Raw genomic sequence first — 17577 nt, 5'->3', positions numbered from 1 at the left:
CCGTTTTCCTACGTTCCAGAAACGCATTCAAATAAAAGTCTAGCGCGGGTAATGAGCCAAACGCCCCGCAAAAGGAGGGAGACGTGAAGGCAAGCATCGTGGCCGCGGTTGCCGTGTGCTCAGTTGCCGCTGCTTGGTGGTCTTTCTCATCCCGAAGCGAGGGCGATGGTCAGAACCGGGTAACCGGCGCAACAACATCCAGCGCCCTTCAAGCCAGCAAGAGTTCCGTACTGAACCCACAGGTTGGCACGGTCGAAAATCAAGCTGGCCGTCCCGGCGTGAAATCGAGGGATTTCGACGCTTCCATCGCCGGCATCGACGCCAATAAAAACGGCATACGCGACGACATCGAGCATTACATCGAGAAAACGTATCCGAATTCGGCACAACGGGCAGCGATGATGCAGTATGCAAAAGCCCAGCAGAACTTCACGCTGACAGCCACGACCCCAGAACGGGCTCAGCTCGCTGCACAGGAACTATGGCGCTCTTTCGCCTGCGCTCGCAGCGAGTTCGGCCCCCCATGGCTGGATGCCACCAAGGACGTTCACGCGATGTACCTCAATACCCGTGACCGGCTGCATGCTCAAGCGAGAGCCCAAGACAATCTAGCGGGGCAAATCGTCGAGTCGTATTCGGGAGACAAGCCATGCGACTAAGAGCAGTTGCACTTACGTGCTCCGTTTCAAACGTGCGTCGCTTGGGCTAACGAAACCACACCGTCCGCACATGAAAGGCGGATGGGGTTTCAAAAAGATCAAATCCGGCTATGGAGCCACTCCGTCATCTTCCCAAACACCTCACTACGCAGCGGTTCTGCTTCGTTGAAGATCTCGTGATAGCCCTTGTCGAACCACGCCAAGGTCCGCAGATCCTCGGGCGCATTCGCATAGAAATCCCGGCTGCCGGAAGGATCGACAATCGAATCCGCACCACCCGCCATCAGCAGCATCGGCGCTTCCAGGCGCGGCGCATCCTGCTGCGCCTGCGTGATCGCATTGAGCATGAACTCCAGCAATGATGCGCTGATTGTGCCCTGCACCAGCGGGTCCGCTCGATAGGCCGGCGCAATGCTCGGGTCATGCGAGAGCTTGGCTGGGTCCACCGGATTGGGCACCGCCAGCTTGGGCGCCAGCGCAGAAAGAACGCCACGCACGATGCCCGCCCCGGGCGGCAATTTCACGCGCAGCGCGGGCGATGACAGCAGCACGCCACGCACCGGGCGGATACGCGCGGTGGTGAAGCGCGCGACGATCAATCCGCCCATGCTGTGGCCGAGCACGAACGGCATCTCGTGCCATTGAGCGACTGCCGCGTCGATGATTTCTGCGAGATCGGTGAGGTAATTGTCTTGCGCGTCGAGCGCCATGCGTGGGCCGCCGCTCTTGCCGTGGCCGCGTAGGTCGAAGGCCCGTACGCGCAGGCCCAGGTCGGTGAGCACCTTGGCCACATGTAGATAGCGGCCGCTGTGTTCGGCCATGCCGTGAACGAGGATGACGGTGCCGCGCGGCTCGCCGGTATCGGGCGCGGGCAACCAGGTGCGGACCAGCAGTTCAGTGCCGTCCTTCATGCGCTGGCGGGTTTCCAGCGCTGGATGGGCGGTGACCTGAGCGGGGGCTTGCGTCATCGGCGTCTCCTCCTTGGGTTGCCAGATTGTGGCATAGACGCCGCCTGCCGCAATCTGCATCAGTAGAGCGCCGCGTCAGTGACAGCAGGCGTCGGTGTCACCGCCTTCGCCACCTTCGCCGGCTACGCTCTGGAGGATCGGGCAATCGGGGCGGTTATCACCGTGGCACGCATTGGCTAGCGTCATGAGCGTGTCGCGCATGCTTTGCAGCTCGCTGATGCGCGCATCGAGATCCGCCACGTGGCGCAGGGTGACGGCCTTCACATCGGCGCTGGCGCGTTCGCGGTCGTTCCACAATGAAAGCAGCGTGCGAATCTCTTCGAGCGAGAAGCCCAGCGAGCGCGACCTGTGGATAAAGCGCAGCACATGCACCGCCCGGGCGTCGTACATGCGGTAGTTGCCTTCGGTGCGCGGGCTGGGCGGCAGCAGGCCAATGCTTTCGTAGTAGCGGATCATCTTGGCCGACACGCCGCTGGCCTTCGCGGCCCCGCCAATGTTGACGGGGCCTTTGTCGATGAGATCGGTACGCGTCATGCGTTGTCTCCGGTGGCGCGCCAGCGGCGCAGCATCAGTGCATTGGTGACCACGCTCACGCTGGAGAACGCCATTGCCGCCCCGGCAAAGGTGGGGTTCAGCAAGCCGAATGCCGCAAGCGGAATGCCCACCACGTTATAGACGAAGGCCCAGAACAGGTTCTGCCGAATCTTGGCGACGGTGCGGCGCGACAAGTCCAGCGCGTCGCTTACCAGACGCGGCTCACCACGCATGAGGGTGATGCCGGCGGCCTGCATTGCCACATCCGTGCCCGTGGCCATGGCGATGCCGACATCGGCCGCAGCCAGCGCCGGCGCATCGTTGATGCCATCGCCCACCATCGCCACCACATGGCCGCTCTGCTGCCACGCCGTCACGCGTGCGGCCTTGTCTTGCGGCAGCACTTGCGCGGCCACTTCGTCGATCCCCAGTGCCTGGGCCACGCTGCGTGCGGCGCCTGCGTTGTCGCCCGTCACGAGCGCGGTGCGCACGCCACGCGCCTGCAGGGCGGCCACGGCATCCCGGGCACCGGGCTTAAGGGCGTCGCCAAATGCAATCAGGCCACGCAGCTGCACGCTGCCCTCATCACGCTGCGCAAGCCACGAGACAGTATTGCCTTGTGCTTCCAGCGCATCGGCACGCGCTTGCAATGCACTGCGATCCAGCCCCAGTTCATCCATCCACCGCGCATTGCCGAGTTGCAGCGATGCGCCATTCACGATCCCGCGCGTGCCGCGTCCGGCCAACACTTCCGGCGATTGTGCGGGCGTGATTGCACGGCCCTGCTCTTTCACATATTCACGCGTGGCCTGCGCAAGCGGGTGCGTGTTCTCAGCCTGCAGCGCGGCAAGTTGGTCGAGCAACGTGTCGGCGTCAATGCCGGATGCCGCTTCCACTGCCATCACACGCGGCTGGCCGACGGTGAGCGTGCCCGTCTTGTCGAAGACGACGAAATCCACCTGCTGTGCGCGCTCCAGCGCCTGCGCATCGGCAATCAGAATGCCGCGCCGCGCGCCCGCACCCGTGCCGGCCATGATGGCGGACGGCGTGGCAAGACCCAGCGCACACGGGCAGGCGATCACCAGCACGGCCACGGCGTTGACGATGGCCGTCTCCCACCCTGCACCGGCGATCGTCCAACCGGCCAGCGTGAGCAGCGCTGCGACCAGCACCGCCGGCACGAAGATGGCGCTTACGCGGTCGACCAGTTGTTGGATCGGCGGCTTGGCGGCCTGGGCGTCTTCCACGAGGCGGATGATGCGCGAGAGCATGGTGTCTGCGCCGATGGCCGTGGTGCGCACAAGCAGCACGCCATCCGTGGCGATGGCACCGGCGGTCACGCGGTCGCCTTCGCGCTTGGGCACGGGCAGGCTTTCGCCGGTCAGCATGGATTCATCGACATGGCTCGCGCCTTCCAGCACCACGGCATCCACGGGGATGCGTTCACCGGCACGCACAGACACCACATCGCCCACGCGCACCTGCGCGACGGGGATATCGCGCAGCGTGCCCTCGGCGCCGCGCACGCGAGCGGTATCGGGGCGCAGCGCCTGCAGGGCACGGATGGCCTGCGCGGTCTGGCGCTTGGCACGCACTTCCAGCCACTTGCCAAGCCGCACGAGCGTAATGACCACGGCGGCGCTTTCGAAGTACAAGTGCGGCTCATGGTGCATCCCGTCCGCTCCCGCGCGCCACCACAGCCACAGCGACAGCCCATACGCCGCGGATGTGCCGAGCGCGACCAGCAGATCCATATTGCCGGCACCCGCACGCACCGCCTTCCAGCCCCCCTTGTAGAAGCGTGCGCCAATCACGAACTGCACCGGCGTCGCCAGCAGCCATTGCACCCAGGCCGGCAGCATCCAATTGCCGCCGAACCACCCGGCGATCATCGGCAATACGAGCGGAATGGCCAGTGCGGCGGCAATCCACACCGGGCCGGCACCTTCCCAGAAGTCGGGTTCCGCAGTAGCGGGAGCGGCGGTTTCATCGGAAGCGACGCGGGCCTCATAGCCGGCGCCCGTCACAGCAGCGATCAGTGCATCGCTGGCGGCGCCCCCCTGCACGCGAGCGCGCTCGGTTGCGAGATTCACGCTGGCGTCGGTCACGCCAGGCACGGCACGCAAGGCACGTTCGACGCGACCTGCACAGGCGGCACACGTCATCCCGCTGATATCGAGATCGGTGGAGGTCACGTCGGCAAGGCTGGCGGCGGTCATGGAAGCGTCCGTTCTAAGGAAGATGGCATCAGCCTAAACCTTCCCATCTTGGTAAGGTCAAGCCCGCATTTTACGCTTGCGCTTCCAACAATGGGAAGGTTCATACTGCTCCCGTGATTCTCTCTTCCCTCTTTTCAGGAGCAAACCATGACGACGTCTTCCACGACCTTTTCCGTGACTGGCATGAGCTGTGGCCACTGCGTGTCGGCCGTCACGCGTGCGGTGCAGCAGGTCGATGCCGGTGCCAATGTGAAGGTGGACCTGGATAAGCAGACCGTTGCTGTCACCAGCGGCGCCAGCACCGATGCGGTCAAGGCCGCCATTGAGCAAGCCGGCTACCCGGTCAAAGCCTTCGCCTAAATCTGCGCGGATAACAAAAAAGGCGTGCCGTTGTGGCACGCCTTTTTTTGCGCGGAAACCGCTTAGAAGCGGTAACCGACGTTCAGGAAGGTCACGACCGGGTTGATCTTGATCTTCGCTTCGCTCACAACGTGGACGCCGGTCGCCGTCGTGCTGTCGATCGTTGCCGTCGTCTTCAGCGGCAGATACGACACCGACAGGCCAACGAACCAGTCCTTGGTGATGGCGTACGTAGCACCCACGTTCAGCACCGGGTTCAACGAACCGTCGGTCGACACGTTGCTCTTGCTGCCCGGGCCAGCCAGCTTCGTCTGGAAGGCGCTGTTCGTGATCTTCTCGTCGGAGAACCACGTGTAGTTCAAGCCCAGGCCAACGTACGGGCGGAACTTGGTGTCGGCGTTGAAGAAGTACCACTTCGCCAGCACGGCCGGGCTCCATTGCTTGGCCGAGCCGATTTCGCCGTAACCCGACAGCGCGCCAGTACCTTCGATCTTATGGCGCGGCGGAATGCCGCCCACGAGTTCAACGGCAATGTTGTCGGTAAAGAAGTGCGTGAAGGCGAGACCAACGGTATCGGCTTCCTGGATCTTGGCGCCCGTACCGGACTGCGATTGATTCACCGGCATCCCGCCGATGCTCTTCACCAGCAACGGATCGCTGGAGCTGTTCGGCATCACGCGGAACCAGCCGAGGCTGACAACGTTGCTGCCGGCAGCTTGAGCGTGCGCGGCGGTGGCGAGGATCATCCCGGCGGCGGCCGCCAGTGCTTTTTTATAGGCCATCTCTGTATGTGCTCCTGTGTCAGACGCATCCGAGGCAAAACGCAGTTGTTACGTTTGCGGTGCGTTCTCAGTCTCCTCCCAGGCGGAAGGGATGGCCATTATCCCGTGTGATTGCCGTGGCTAGAACCCTTTTTCTAGAGGTTTCCTGTTACAAGCTGTGCGCTAAATCGGCCTGCAGCGGGCGTCTTCGGCACAGGCTCTGTTTTTAAACAGGCTTGGACTTGGATAGCGCAAGCACGCAGGCGGCCAAGTCCCAGAGGGCATTGCCGACGCTTTTGAAGACCACTGGCGACGCTGGCGCGGGCTGCGTGAGCGTGTCCGGCGGTGTATCGACGCACTGTTGTAACGGCCGCACACGCGACCACGGCACGCCGGCCTGCAGCAGGTCGCCGGCTTCGGCCTCCAGGTCAACCAGGGTGTCGGCGTACAGGCGATCGACCGCAGCGGCATGCACGCATAAGCGCGGCGGCAGCTCGGCCATGTCGGGCCGGAACGCGCCAACGGCCGCGATGAAGTGATGCGCGCCCCACGCATAGCCAGCAGGGTGGCTCGGATCCCCCAGATCCGGAAGTACCGATTGCGATGACGGCGTGGCGGTGATGACCAGCGGCGTCTGTGGGAGCACCGCACGGGCGGCATCTGCCACACCAGCCGCATCGCCACCCGCCAGCGCGGTGGCGTCCATGCCGAGCGCGCGAGCGTACCCCGCCAGCCCATCCGCGCTGGCAGCCGTGCGCGCGATGATCGTGACGCGTCGTGTGCCCAACCCGAAGCGGAAGGCTTCCAGATGCGCGCGTGCCTGGGCACCGGCACCGACCAGCAGCAAATCCCCGGCCGGCTCAGGCGCCAGCAAGCGCGCTGCCAGCAACGACACAGCCGCTGTGCGGTGTGCGGTGACGGTGGGGCCATCCAGCATGAGTTGGCGTTCGCCGGTTCGGGCGTCCATCACCACCACCTCGCCGTGAATGGCCGGCAAGCCCTGCGCAGGGTTGTGCGGGTGCACGGTGATCATCTTGGTGACGGCGATGTCGGCATTGGACGCCGGCATCAGCAGCAAACTGCCACCATCAGCCACCGGCATCACAAGCCGCGCGGGCGCCTGGGCACGGCCCGCGCGCGCATCGCGCAATACCTGAGCGATGGCATCGGCCAGCGCGGCATAGGGCAAGCGGGCCGCCGTGGTGGCAGCGTCGAGGGTCTGCAGCATCGGGCTCCCGCAGAGGAGGAAACGTCGGACGGACCTTATGCCGCGGCGCGGCGCGCGGGGGGCGTGCGGCGCGTAAGCAAGCCGGCGCTGATAAGGAGTTGGGCGGCGGCGTAGCTCCACCAGATCGCCAACTCGTGATCAGTAAACGGGAAGACGAACACGCTGATGCCAATCATGGCATCGGAAGCCGCAAAGGCGAGTGCGCCCCAAGCCGTCAGCGGCCCAGGCAGGCGCGCCAGCAATGCCGCGCACACCATCGCCGAGAGCACCACCATGTAGACGATCACGGGCCCTTTTAACTCGCGCAGACCCGGCCAGTACCACAGCAACATGCCGAGGGCCACGCCGATCATCAAGCCGACGCCAATCATGCGGATGGCCGACGACGCCCCGCGCAGCCCCACCAGCACCCGCAGGTAGCACACGTGCGCTAGCAGGAAACAGCCCAGCCCCGCCATGAAAGAGAACGCCAGCCACGGCAACGCTAGCCATAGATCGCCGAGTGCGGAGAACACCATCGCGCCGATCAGCCAGCGCCGCTCGCGCGGAATCTCGTGCAGCGAGGCGGCGCGCGCCAGGAGCAACGCCATCAGCATTTTCCACAGCGGCTGCGCAACGATGCGGCCTACGAGCGGGGTGCCGGGCGGTACCTCGACGGCCACCATGGTCAGCATGCCACCGTAGGTGACGCCTGCCACCGCTGCGGCCACCCACCACGCGCGAACCCGTGCCGGCATGCCGTAGCCGCCTGACAGATGCGCCGGCGCGTGCACCGGATGCGTGGTGTGTCCCTCAACCATTGTGGTCTCCCGCCCAGACAGGCGTTTCATATCAGCAAAGTGATGTCGGCTTGCAGCGTGACACGCCGCGCACCCTGGCGCAAGGCGCGAATCTACCCACCAAGGTGGGATAGCGGCAACGCGCCATCCCGCTTCAAGGCCGTTAGAACGATATTGGAACGCACGTTATCCACACCCGGCACGCGCATCAACTTGCGCATGACGAATTCCGACAGCGCGGGCAGATCGGGCACCACCACACGCAGCATGTAATCGGCGTCGCCGGCCACGGAATAACATTCCTGCACTGCGTCGAGCAGGCTGATCTCTTCATGAAAGCGTTCGACGATGGCGTCGCCGTGGTGTGCAAGCTTGACGCTGGCAAACACCGTCACGCCCAAGCCCAGCCCCGTCGGCGAAAGCACCACCCGGTAGCCCTCGATCACGCCTTCCGATTCAAGCCGCGCCAAACGCCGCCCGACCTGGCTGGCCGACAGGTGAACCTGCTCCGAAAGCTGCTGATGCGTCGCACGCCCATCGCGCTGAAGGGCCTCCAGCAGGGCCAGATCGAAGGTATCGAGTGAAATCATGCATATCTCCTGCGTTCACAGGCTGCATTCTGCATGATTTCCGCAAACAATGTGCAATGGGTGGCGGTTTTGCGGCCAACCCGCGTGGGCGCGCCCATACACTGGCCGGACTTTGATTGCACAAGATCGACATTACAAATGGACATCGCAACCACCGCCCCCGACGCAGCTCAAAACGCCGCCCCGGCCGGCTTCAACGGCACCCTGACCGACAAGCTGCGCGAGCAATTCGCAGAAGGCCTGGACGGCCAGACGCTGCGTGCCGACTTCACCATGCAGCAGCCAGTGCACCGCTACACCGCCGCCGATCACGCAACGTGGCGCACGCTGTACGACCGCCAGGAAGCGCTGCTGCCCGGCCGTGTGTGCGATGAATTCCTGCAAGGCCTGTCGACGCTGGGCATGAGCCGCGATGCCGTGCCGTCATTCGACCAGCTCAATGAAACGCTGATGCGCGCCACCGGCTGGCAGATCGTCGCCGTGCCAGGCCTGGTGCCCGACGAAGTGTTCTTCGATCACCTCGCCAATCGCCGCTTTCCTGCAAGCTGGTGGATGCGTCGCCCCGATCAGCTCGACTACCTGCAAGAGCCGGATTGCTTCCACGACATCTTCGGCCACGTGCCGCTCTTGATTAATCCGATCTTTGCCGACTACATGGAAGCCTACGGCAAGGGTGGCCTGAAGGCCGCGCGCCTGGGCCAGCTGGACATGCTCGCGCGCCTGTACTGGTACACGGTGGAGTTCGGCCTGATCCGCACGCCGGCGGGCCTGCGCATCTACGGTGCGGGCATCGTGTCGAGCAAGAGTGAATCGGTGTACGCGCTGGATTCGGCCAGCCCGAACCGCATCGGCTTTGACGTGCGCCGCATCATGCGCACGCGCTACCGGATCGACACGTTCCAGAAGACCTACTTCACTATCGACAGTTTCGAGCAGTTGTTCGACGCCACCCGCCCCGACTTCACGCCGCTGTATGAAGAACTCGCCGCGCTGCCGACCATTGGCGCGGGTGATGTGGTGGATGGGGATCTGGTATTGAACGTGGGCAACCGCGAAGGTTGGGCGGACACTGCGGACATCTGACGGCAGATAGTCGAGCGCTGACTATACTGCGCGCATTCAAGACCGAACTTTGCACCCCATCATGATGCCGACCCTGAACGAAGACCAACGCAAGGCCCTTTTTGCCGAACTGCCCGGCTGGACGCTACAGAGTGAGCGCGACGCCATCCAGAAGACCTTCACCTTTGCCGACTTCAACGCCGCGTTCGGCTTCATGACGCGCGTGGCGATCAAGGCCGAGCAGATGAATCACCACCCGGAGTGGTTCAACGTGTGGAATCGCGTGGACATCACCTTGTCCACACATGACGCGAATGGGCTCACGCACCGTGATGCAGATCTCGCGCGCTTTATCGAGCAAGCCGCGAAAGGCACCAGCGCCACCGCCGCAAAGTAACGACGCAATGCTAGCGCTCAGCCCTGTGAGGCTGCGCGCCACGCCTCATATGCCGCCCGCGCCTTGTCGCCCAATTGCTCAGGGGCGATGCGGGTGGCGCCTTGTACAATCATCAGCGCATACGGCTTGGCCAGCGCCGACGCCTCGGCACACAGCCGCAGTTCCTCGCCTTCGGCGGGTGAACGGGCGCGCCAGAAATTAATGGCGGCCTCCAGATCGGTGATGGTGAGCAGGGCATCGGTCATCCGCGCATTGTAGCGCTGCCAAATCACGCCGATCGCCCCTTTTTGCCTTTTCCGCCCCGCACTCTGGATCGAGTCAATGCGCATCCTGCTGATTGAAGACGACCGTGCCATCGCCAGCGGCATCCATGCCGGGCTCACGCAAGCCGGGCATCGTGTGCACGTCGTGCACGACGGTGTCTTCGCCACTGAACAGCTCACTCGGCAGACCCACGATCTGGTGATCCTCGATCTTGGGCTACCCGGTATCGACGGCATGACGCTGCTATCTCAGTTTCGGGCGCGCGATCGCGTGACGCCCGTGCTGATCCTGACGGCACGCGACGGCCTGCTCGACAAAGTGAACGGCCTGAACGCCGGTGCGGACGATTACTTGCTCAAGCCGTTCGAGATGCTCGAACTGGTGGCCCGCGTGGGCGCATTGCTGCGCCGTCGTAACGATTCGACCGAACCCGCCGCACGCCCTGACGTCCTTGTCGGACGACTTCGCATGAGCGGCGTGGAACGGCGCATCTTTGTCGACGCCGCACCGCTGGAACTGTCGCCGCGCGAATTTGCCGTGCTTGAGTTGCTGATGCTGCGCCAGGGCCGGGTGGTTAGTAAGGTGCAGTTGCAGGACCACCTTGCCAGCTTCGGGCACGCCATCGGCGAGGCCAGTCACGATGTGGTGGGCGATACGGCCATCGAAGTCTACGTGCACCGCGTACGCCGCAAGATCGAGCATTCCGAGGCGGAGATCGTCACGGTGCGCGGCTTCGGCTACCTCTTGCAGGCACGCGCCGCGGCGTAGTCCGGCCCATGTTCAAGCGCCACCGTCCTACCTCGTCGTCGGCTTCATCAGCTCCGGCCAAGGGTGCTGGCAACGGTGCCATCAGCCTGCGCCTGCATCTGTTGCGTGCGCTGGCGACACCGCTGTTTGGTTTGATCGTGGGTACCGGCGCGCTGTCGTATTGGCTGGCGGCGCACTACACCGCTCAGGTGTTCGATCGCGCATTGGTGGGTGTGGCCAACACGCTGGCCGAACAGTTGCGCATCGCTGGCCCGCACGTGCCGGCGGCCAAGCTCTACGACATCGCCCTCACCGCGCAGACGCTCGTACAGAACAGCGGCGAAGACCGCATCTACTGGCGCATTTCCGGCCCCATGGGCACGCTCGTCGGGCGCGACACGCCGCTGGGCTACGGCTCGGGCCAGGTCCGCATTGGCGATGCACGCGTGTTCTATAGCTGGATCGACGGCAAACAGGTGCGCGCCGTGCATCTGCTCGTTCCGGGCGTGAGTGCAGAGGTGCCCAAGCCGCGCTCGCCGCGCCAGCCGGTGCTGCCCGAACCTGAAGACGACGTTACACGCCCCGCGCTCGCGCCCACGCAGGCGCAGACGGCACCGGCATTCAACCCGTCCAATCCGCCTGACACCATGAAGGCGGAAGACGGCATCGTCGTGGAAGTGGCGGAGCTGCTGGACCACCGCGATACGGCGGCCAAGGAAGTGCTGCTATCGGTGTCGATTCCGTTGATCGTGCTGCTGGCAATCGGCGGCCTGATTCTCTCGCTCGTGCTCAAGGAAGAGCTGCAGCCGTTGCAGACGCTGGCCGACACGCTTAACAAGCAGAGCGCACGATCGGTGACGCCGCTGCCCGCGGAATCGGCGGAACGTGTGCCCGCCGAACTGCAACCGCTCATCAACGCGATGAACGCGCTGCTTGCCCGGCTGCGCGACGCGCTTGAAGCGCAGCGCACTTTCATCGCAGACGCTGCACATCAACTGCGCACGCCGCTCACCGCGTTGAAGCTGCACGCCGATCGCGCTGTCGATGCCAAGACATTGGACGAGGCCCGCCCTGCACTGCTGGAGCTGCAATCGGGTGCCAACCGCGCCGTGCGTCTGTCCAACCAGTTGTTGACGCTGGCGCGTGCCGAGCCAGGCATGACGCTCGATCAATTGGGCCCACCGATGCAGGTCGATCTCGTCGCGCTGGCGTTCGACACCGGCGCCGAGTGGGTACCGCGCGCGCTGGCACGAGGGCTGGATCTCGGCTTCGAGGCCTGGCCGCAGGAGGCAGCATCGCCGGGTTCGTTGCAGGCGCCGGTGCTGGCCAACGTGGTGCTGCTGCGCGAGGCCATCAACAACCTGCTCGACAACGCCATCAAATACGTGCCGGCCGGCGGACGCGTGACCTTGCGTGCCGGCATGGAGGCCGACGCGGCATCCCAGTGGTGGGGTGTGGTGAGCGTGGAAGACAATGGCCCCGGCATTCCGCCCGAGCGGCGCGGTGAAGTGTTCCAGCGCTTCTTCCGCGGGGATGCGGACCACCGCCCCGGACAGCCGCAGGGCAGCGGCCTGGGCCTGGCCATCGTGCACGACATCGTGCGTTTGCACGGCGGCACCGTCGCCATTGAAGATGCGACTGCGCGTGACGGCAGCCGCGTAATGCGCTTCGTGTTGCGCCTGCCGCTGGCAAGCGATTCCGTCTGAACGACGGACCTTCTGCTTACTTCTTCTTACGCTTCTCGGGCGGTGCCAGCATGGTGCCGCGGCACTTCTTCGCGCCGCAGCGGCACGCAAACTGTTCCTTCAGAGCCTTGGTCTGGCGGCCTTCGATGACGAGGCCGTAGTCGTAGAACAGTTCTTCGCCAGGTTCGATATTGCGCAGCGCGTGAATGAACACGCGGCCGTCCTCTTCGCGCGCCTCGCAGTTTGGCTTGCAGGCGTGGTTGATCCACCGCGCGCGGTTGCCGCCAAACTTGGCGTCGATCACGCTGCCGTCTTCCAGGCTGAAGTAGAAGGTGTGATTCGGGTCGGACGGGTCGTGCGGATGGCGGCGCAGCGCCTCCTTCCACGTGATGTGCTCGCCCTTGTATTCGATGATCTTCTTGCCGCGTGCGATGGCGACCACGGCATACACGCCGCGTCCGTGCACGCCCGATTCGCGCACCTCGATGCGATCGCGGCGGCGCAGTTTGGCCGGAGCTTCCGGCGTGGGCGAGGACTCAGCCAGAGCCGGCGTGGCATCAGGGGACGTGCGTGTCATGGAGAAATGGCGCAGTAAAGCGAAACAAGAACGTCGATCAACGAAGCCGTGAGCCTACACCAAAAGCATGGCATCTCGACACGTGCCGCAACCCCATGCCGCCCGGTCAATGTGGATAACCTGGCCCGCAGCTGTGGATAACTACCGGCAAAGGCTGTTGGCTGTCTGTGGCTGCCCTGTCGACGGTGTGGGCACAAGTGACGGGGTTGCCAGGCCGGTGGTCGGAAAAAACAGCAAGCTATCCACCTGAGGACACACGCGGTACCCCCTGTTTTGCTTGCCACAAGTGTTTGAACATAAAGCGCTTTTTCCACTTATCCACAGAAACTATCCACCGTTATCTACTACTACTATCTGTATACATAAGAAAAAAGGTAAACCAACTGATCGACTTGCGTCGAACCTATCAGCGAGCAGACAACCAAGCGCAAATCAGAACATCGAGCGTTAGCATTGATGTGATTGGATCGCCTCGCAACGTAGAGCCCGTGCGGTTTTGCGGAACCCACATACCACGCGCCGTTACAAAGCTCACGTGCCGACGCTGTTCGCATGCCGGTATCATGTCGCCCTTGGAGCCATCCCCCGGAGGCTCTGTTGTGTGTTTTATCTACTCTTGAAGGGAGTCAAGCAATGACGAAAACCGAACTGATCGACGCCATCGCCAGCGGCGTAGACGGTCTGACCAAGGCCAAGGCCGAGCAGGCACTGAACGTGACGCTGCAAGCCATCATGGAATCCGTTGGCAAGGGCGATGCGGTCAGCCTCATCGGCTTTGGTACCTTCAGCCAAGGTGAGCGTGCCGAGCGTATGGCCCGCAACCCGCGCACCGGCGAAGAAATCAAGGTCGAGGCGGCCAAGACGGTCAAGTTCAAGGCCGGCCAGAAGTTCAAGGACGCTGTCAACGCCTAAGGCAATGACAAAACCCTCGGCGTGACCAGCGCGTCTGGTTAGCGCCAACGACGTGGCATGCCATTGCATGCGTGAATCGACCGCAGCATTGGCGTACCACGTCGGAAGGCCTGTCTCCCCGTCAGGCCATCCGTTCCCCCCTCTTCCATGTCCCGCCCTCTTCTGCGCAATTCGCTCGTTCTGCGTATTGCCCTGCCGATCGTCCTGATCGCACCGGTCCTTTGGTTTGCCGGTTGCGCGACGCCGCCTGCGCGCCCGCAAGCCGAACCGCTGCCCGACAACGAAGTCGTGCAGACGCGCCCAGGCGCGACACCGCGCGAAAAGATGATCGAGATTGCCCTGGCCGAATGGGATCGGTGGGGGCGCCAGGTTGTGCGTGTGGGGCGTGACGATACGTATTGCGTGGCGGGCGGCGGGTTTCCTGACCAGCCGCAAGGCCGCTGGCTGACACCCGACGACCCGACACCCGCCCCGTCCGATGAAGAAAGCGGCACCGACATGCCGTTGCCCAAGTCGGTTGCTACGCCTGCAGTACCGCCCCCTGCGCCCTGCCTGCGCTATCCGGACGGCACGGGCGGTGAAGCTACCGGACGCGGTTGCATGCTGGCCAAGCGCTACTGGGGCATCGTCGGCAAGACACCAACCTGCCAGCAGCTGACCACCGGCGGCTGGGCGTGGTCTGCGGTGTTCATCTCATGGATCATGCGCAAGGCAGGCTTGCAGAACGATCAGTTCTTGACTGGCGCCACGCACGCGGAATACGTGACCGACGCGCGCGATCATCTGCTCAAGCACCCCGCCTTCGTGCTCGAACGCACGCCGGCCGTGCCGCGCCCGGGCGACCTCATCTGTACCGCACGCGGCGCCGATCGCTTCATGACGGATCCGGCCGAGATCCAGGCCGGCAGAACGCCCATGCACTGCGATCTCGTAGTCGAGGTGGACCCGGTGCGCCATGAGGTGAAATCAATTGGCGGTAACGTGCAGCAATCCGCATCGATGAGCATCACCGAGTTGAACGACGCCAATCAACTCGATCCGTACACCAATTCTGTCATGCAGTGGCTGGTGATCCTGCGCAACCAGTTGCCCTAGCAGACAGCGGATGTAACCAAGTTTGACGTTCGGCGCGAATTAATTAACATGTGAATAAATTTAGCGCCGGCAACCCGACCGGCGCATGGCCCCTGCGATCAGGAGACAGGTCATGACGGTGCTTTCGCTTTCGCTCGATCCCGGTTCGAACATCCAGGCCCATCGCCCGGCTTGGTGCGGCCCACATGAATGGGCCGCGCGCGTGAAGCTGGCGGCGTGCTATCGCATCTTTGCGCAGCTGGGCTGGACCGAACTCATCTACAACCACATCACGCTGCGCCTGCAGCCGGAAGACGGTGCGGATGACGATGAAGGTCCGTACTTTCTGATCAATCCGTTTGGCCTGACCTATGCCGAGGTTTGCGCGTCGAACCTCGTGAAGATCGACCTGCAGGGCAATGTGCAGCGTGCGACGGGTCAGCCGGACTGGCCGGTCAACCCGGCGGGCTTTACGGTTCATGCCGCCATTCATGCGGGCATCCCGGGGGCGCACTGTGTGATGCACACCCACACCACTGCCGGTATGGCCGTGGCGTGCGCGCGCGATGGTCTGTCGATCAGCAACTTCTACGCGGCGCAACTGCACGGCAAGGTGGCGTATCACGACTTCGAAGGCATCACCGTGCATGCCGACGAAGGGCCGCGCCTAGTGAGGAACATCGGCGACAAGCCTGCGGTGATCTTGCGCAACCACGGGCTGCTGGCCTGGGGCGATTCGATTGCGCGGGCGTTTGCGATGCTGTGGCTGCTCAACCGCGCGTGCGAGATCCAGCTCGCTTCGACATCGATGGGCCCGGTGCTGGAGATTCCCGAAGCAGTGGCACGCAACTGCACGCGCGATTCACTGCAGTTCAATCCGAATTTCGGTGCGGGTGAGGACGTGTTCGCGGCGCTCACGCGCACCATCGACCGAATCGACTCCTCCTACCGTTCCTGATCGATATGACACGCATCTGCATCGTGGGCGCCGGCGCGGTCGGCGGCTATCTTGGCGCGAAGCTCGCACTGGCAGATCAACCGGTCAACGTGCTGGCACGTGGGGCCACGCTTCAGGCGTTGCGCGCAGAAGGCCTGCGCCTGACAGAAGACGCTGCAACGCATACCGCACAGGTGAGCGCAAGCGATGAAGCGCATGCGCTGGGTGTGCAGGATGTCGTGATCGTCGCCGTGAAAGCCCCTGCCATGGAAAGCGTGGCGCAAAGCATCGCCCCGCTCATCGGCCCTCAGACCTGCGTGGTGGTGGCAATGAATGGCGTGCCCTGGTGGTTCTTTGATCGGCCGGGCCCGCTGCAGGGATTGCGCCTGCAGTCGGTTGACCCGCATGGCCAGATTGCCGAGGCCATTCCGACTCGCAACGTGCTCGGCTGCGTGGTGCATCTGACGTGTTCGACGTCTCTGCCAGGGCATGTGCGCCATGGTTTCGGCAAGCGATTGATTCTCGGCGAACCGGCTGGCGGCACGTCGCCTCGCCTGGATGCCGTTGGAGCGTTCCTTGAACGCGCCGGTCTGCAGATCGAGCGTAGTGAAGCCATCCAGCGCGACATCTGGTTCAAGCTGTGGGGCAACATGACCATGAACCCGGTGTCGGTGCTGACGGGTGCAACGTGCGACCGCATCCTCGATGATCCGCAGGTCAGTGCGTTCTGCCTGGCCATCATGGAAGAAGCGAAGGCCATCGGCGCGCGCATCGGCTGCCCGATCGCGCAGAGCGGTGAAGAACGCAGCGCGGTGACGCGCCAGCTCGGTGCGTTCAAGACATCGATGCTGCAGGACGCCGAGGCCGGGCGTGGACCGCTGGAGATCGACGCGCTGGTGGCGTCGGTGCGGGAGATCGGTCAGCACGTGGGCGTGCCGACACCGTATATCGATGCCCTGCTGGGTCTGGTGCGATTGCACGCGCAGACCCGCAGGTTGTACTGAGCATGCGAGGTGCGTTTGTGCTTGCCCCTTGCGTCTATTGGTAGGTCACCGTGAATGTAGCGGCGGCGTTTGCCACGCCAGGGGTCACGCTCGCATCGGTCTGCAAGTAACGCGCCTTCAGCGGAATGGCGTAGTTGCCATCGGCGGCGGTGGTCTGCCACTTGACGCGAGAGCTCAGCGGGAGCGGTTGATCGTTGTAGAGCAACTGCAAGGCCACGCCTTTTGCAGCGGAGGTGTCTGCGGAGAGGTTCAACAGACCGCGCGAGGGGTCTTTTGCGTTGCCATCAATCTGGAAGTTGATAGCAACTCCTTTTTGGCACAGCACCGGAATACTGAAGGCCCGCGTGTTCTTGTCGGTGGGCCACGTGCCGGGGCCGTTGAATGCGCGCGCATTCACGGTTCCCATATCGACCGAGATCGCTTTGCTGCCGAGTGTGCACGATACCGTGTTGACCGCGAACGTCCCGATGTTGATGCGTGATTCGGGCGAGAACCACGTAGTCTTGTTGTTCTTCAGAATGAACGAAGCCACGTTGAGCGACACCACCTGGCCGGTTCCTGTCACCTCGGCCGTCTTGTAGAAGGTGACGAAGGCCTTGGCATACATCGGCTGGACCGACCACATCCCGTTGATAGAGCACATCAGCTCGTTGTTCGGGTTCTCGGTGTCCCTTCCCGTGACCCAATAGATTTTTGTCGCGCAGTTCGGATATTGGGCGGCCACCGCGTAGCCGATGCCCGCAACATTCGTGCTGTAGACGCGCCGGCCATTGAAGGTTCCGGCATATGTGCCATAACCCTTAATCCCGAAGTCTTGCCA

Annotated in this window: 20 protein-coding genes; 10 read left to right on the top strand and 10 right to left on the bottom strand. The window is 63.6% G+C overall.

The genetic code is table 11. From position 1 onward, the window contains the following. Positions 1 to 83 precede the first annotated feature (83 nt). Positions 84 to 659: a hypothetical protein gene (locus BM136_RS22910; protein WP_139219400.1), complete on the top strand. Its 576-nt coding sequence runs from the start codon at positions 84 to 86 to the stop codon at positions 657 to 659. 98 nt (positions 660 to 757) lie between these two features. Here the strand turns inward: BM136_RS22910 and BM136_RS22905 are convergent, their stop codons facing one another. The 3 genes from BM136_RS22905 to BM136_RS22895 all read right to left on the bottom strand — a co-directional run bounded on the left by BM136_RS22905 (position 758) and on the right by BM136_RS22895 (position 4380). Then, positions 758 to 1627, bottom strand: a complete 870-nt coding sequence (locus BM136_RS22905) for an alpha/beta hydrolase (RefSeq protein WP_092976332.1) — start codon at positions 1625 to 1627, stop codon at positions 758 to 760. A 75-nt stretch (positions 1628 to 1702) separates the two neighbouring features. Further along, entirely contained in the window at positions 1703 to 2161 is a 459-nt protein-coding gene (gene cueR / locus BM136_RS22900) for a Cu(I)-responsive transcriptional regulator (RefSeq protein WP_092976191.1), read from the bottom strand. Further along, positions 2158 to 4380: a heavy metal translocating P-type ATPase gene (locus tag BM136_RS22895; RefSeq protein ID WP_092976188.1), complete on the bottom strand. Its 2223-nt coding sequence runs from the start codon at positions 4378 to 4380 to the stop codon at positions 2158 to 2160. The genes cueR and BM136_RS22895 overlap by 4 nt, the downstream gene beginning before the upstream one ends. Before the next feature lie 147 nt (positions 4381 to 4527). On the opposite strand from BM136_RS22895, the gene BM136_RS22890 reads away from it, so the two are divergent. Beyond that, entirely contained in the window at positions 4528 to 4740 is a 213-nt protein-coding gene (locus tag BM136_RS22890; protein WP_092976185.1) for a heavy-metal-associated domain-containing protein, read from the top strand. A 62-nt stretch (positions 4741 to 4802) separates the two neighbouring features. Here BM136_RS22890 and BM136_RS22885 read toward each other — a convergent pair whose 3' ends face one another. The 4 genes from BM136_RS22885 to BM136_RS22870 all read right to left on the bottom strand — a co-directional run bounded on the left by BM136_RS22885 (position 4803) and on the right by BM136_RS22870 (position 8098). Further along, positions 4803 to 5522, bottom strand: a complete 720-nt coding sequence (locus tag BM136_RS22885; protein WP_092976182.1) for an OmpW/AlkL family protein — start codon at positions 5520 to 5522, stop codon at positions 4803 to 4805. 205 nt (positions 5523 to 5727) lie between these two features. Further along, entirely contained in the window at positions 5728 to 6729 is a 1002-nt protein-coding gene (locus BM136_RS22880; protein WP_092976179.1) for a delta(1)-pyrroline-2-carboxylate reductase family protein, read from the bottom strand. Positions 6730 to 6764: 35 nt separating this feature from the next. Continuing rightward, a complete protein-coding gene (locus BM136_RS22875) occupies positions 6765 to 7529 on the bottom strand; it encodes a lysoplasmalogenase (RefSeq protein WP_092976176.1) in 765 nt (254 codons plus the stop codon). Positions 7530 to 7621: 92 nt separating this feature from the next. Continuing rightward, positions 7622 to 8098, bottom strand: a complete 477-nt coding sequence (locus tag BM136_RS22870; RefSeq protein ID WP_092976173.1) for an Lrp/AsnC family transcriptional regulator — start codon at positions 8096 to 8098, stop codon at positions 7622 to 7624. Between the two features lie 138 nt (positions 8099 to 8236). Here BM136_RS22870 and phhA point away from each other — a divergent pair, with 138 nt between their 5' ends. Both phhA and BM136_RS22860 read left to right on the top strand, forming a co-directional pair. Further along, positions 8237 to 9181 (top strand): phenylalanine 4-monooxygenase, encoded by a 945-nt coding sequence (gene phhA / locus BM136_RS22865; protein WP_092976170.1) that lies wholly within the window; start codon positions 8237 to 8239, stop codon positions 9179 to 9181. 61 nt (positions 9182 to 9242) lie between these two features. Further along, on the top strand, positions 9243 to 9557 hold the full coding sequence (locus BM136_RS22860; protein WP_092976167.1) for a 4a-hydroxytetrahydrobiopterin dehydratase: 315 nt from the start codon (positions 9243 to 9245) through the stop codon (positions 9555 to 9557). Positions 9558 to 9574: 17 nt separating this feature from the next. Here the strand turns inward: BM136_RS22860 and BM136_RS22855 are convergent, their stop codons facing one another. After that, on the bottom strand, positions 9575 to 9802 hold the full coding sequence (locus BM136_RS22855) for a DUF3717 domain-containing protein (RefSeq protein ID WP_045205351.1): 228 nt from the start codon (positions 9800 to 9802) through the stop codon (positions 9575 to 9577). A gap of 76 nt (positions 9803 to 9878) precedes the next feature. Between BM136_RS22855 and BM136_RS22850 the strand changes: the two genes are divergently transcribed. Beyond that, positions 9879 to 10589, top strand: coding sequence for a response regulator transcription factor (locus BM136_RS22850; protein WP_092976164.1), 711 nt, complete (start codon positions 9879 to 9881; stop codon positions 10587 to 10589). Between the two features lie 8 nt (positions 10590 to 10597). Further along, positions 10598 to 12274 carry a sensor histidine kinase gene (locus BM136_RS22845; protein ID WP_092976161.1) on the top strand — a complete coding sequence of 559 codons (1677 nt, stop codon included), beginning with the start codon at positions 10598 to 10600 and terminating at the stop codon, positions 12272 to 12274. 16 nt (positions 12275 to 12290) lie between these two features. Here BM136_RS22845 and BM136_RS22840 read toward each other — a convergent pair whose 3' ends face one another. Further along, the gene (locus BM136_RS22840) at positions 12291 to 12830 is read right to left on the bottom strand and encodes an SET domain-containing protein (protein ID WP_092976158.1); all 540 of its coding nucleotides are present in this window, start codon (positions 12828 to 12830) and stop codon (positions 12291 to 12293) included. A 633-nt stretch (positions 12831 to 13463) separates the two neighbouring features. Between BM136_RS22840 and BM136_RS22835 the strand changes: the two genes are divergently transcribed. The 4 genes from BM136_RS22835 (at position 13464) to BM136_RS22820 (ending at position 16757) form a co-directional block, all read left to right on the top strand. Continuing rightward, entirely contained in the window at positions 13464 to 13742 is a 279-nt protein-coding gene (locus BM136_RS22835) for an HU family DNA-binding protein (RefSeq protein WP_004628548.1), read from the top strand. Between the two features lie 147 nt (positions 13743 to 13889). Further along, positions 13890 to 14837, top strand: coding sequence for a DUF2272 domain-containing protein (locus tag BM136_RS22830; protein ID WP_092976155.1), 948 nt, complete (start codon positions 13890 to 13892; stop codon positions 14835 to 14837). Between the two features lie 112 nt (positions 14838 to 14949). Next, positions 14950 to 15774: a class II aldolase/adducin family protein gene (locus BM136_RS22825; RefSeq protein ID WP_092976152.1), complete on the top strand. Its 825-nt coding sequence runs from the start codon at positions 14950 to 14952 to the stop codon at positions 15772 to 15774. 5 nt (positions 15775 to 15779) lie between these two features. After that, positions 15780 to 16757 (top strand): 2-dehydropantoate 2-reductase, encoded by a 978-nt coding sequence (locus BM136_RS22820; protein WP_092976149.1) that lies wholly within the window; start codon positions 15780 to 15782, stop codon positions 16755 to 16757. A gap of 34 nt (positions 16758 to 16791) precedes the next feature. On the opposite strand, the gene BM136_RS22815 is transcribed toward BM136_RS22820, so the two are convergent. Beyond that, the coding region (locus BM136_RS22815; protein WP_092976146.1) for a fimbrial protein at positions 16792 to 17577 on the bottom strand (786 nt) is incomplete at its 5' end.

The sequence above is a fragment of the Ralstonia sp. NFACC01 genome (genome assembly GCF_900115545.1).
In the GTDB taxonomy this organism is placed as follows: domain Bacteria; phylum Pseudomonadota; class Gammaproteobacteria; order Burkholderiales; family Burkholderiaceae; genus Ralstonia; species Ralstonia mojiangensis.
This window is presented reverse-complemented; position numbering and strand designations above follow the sequence as displayed.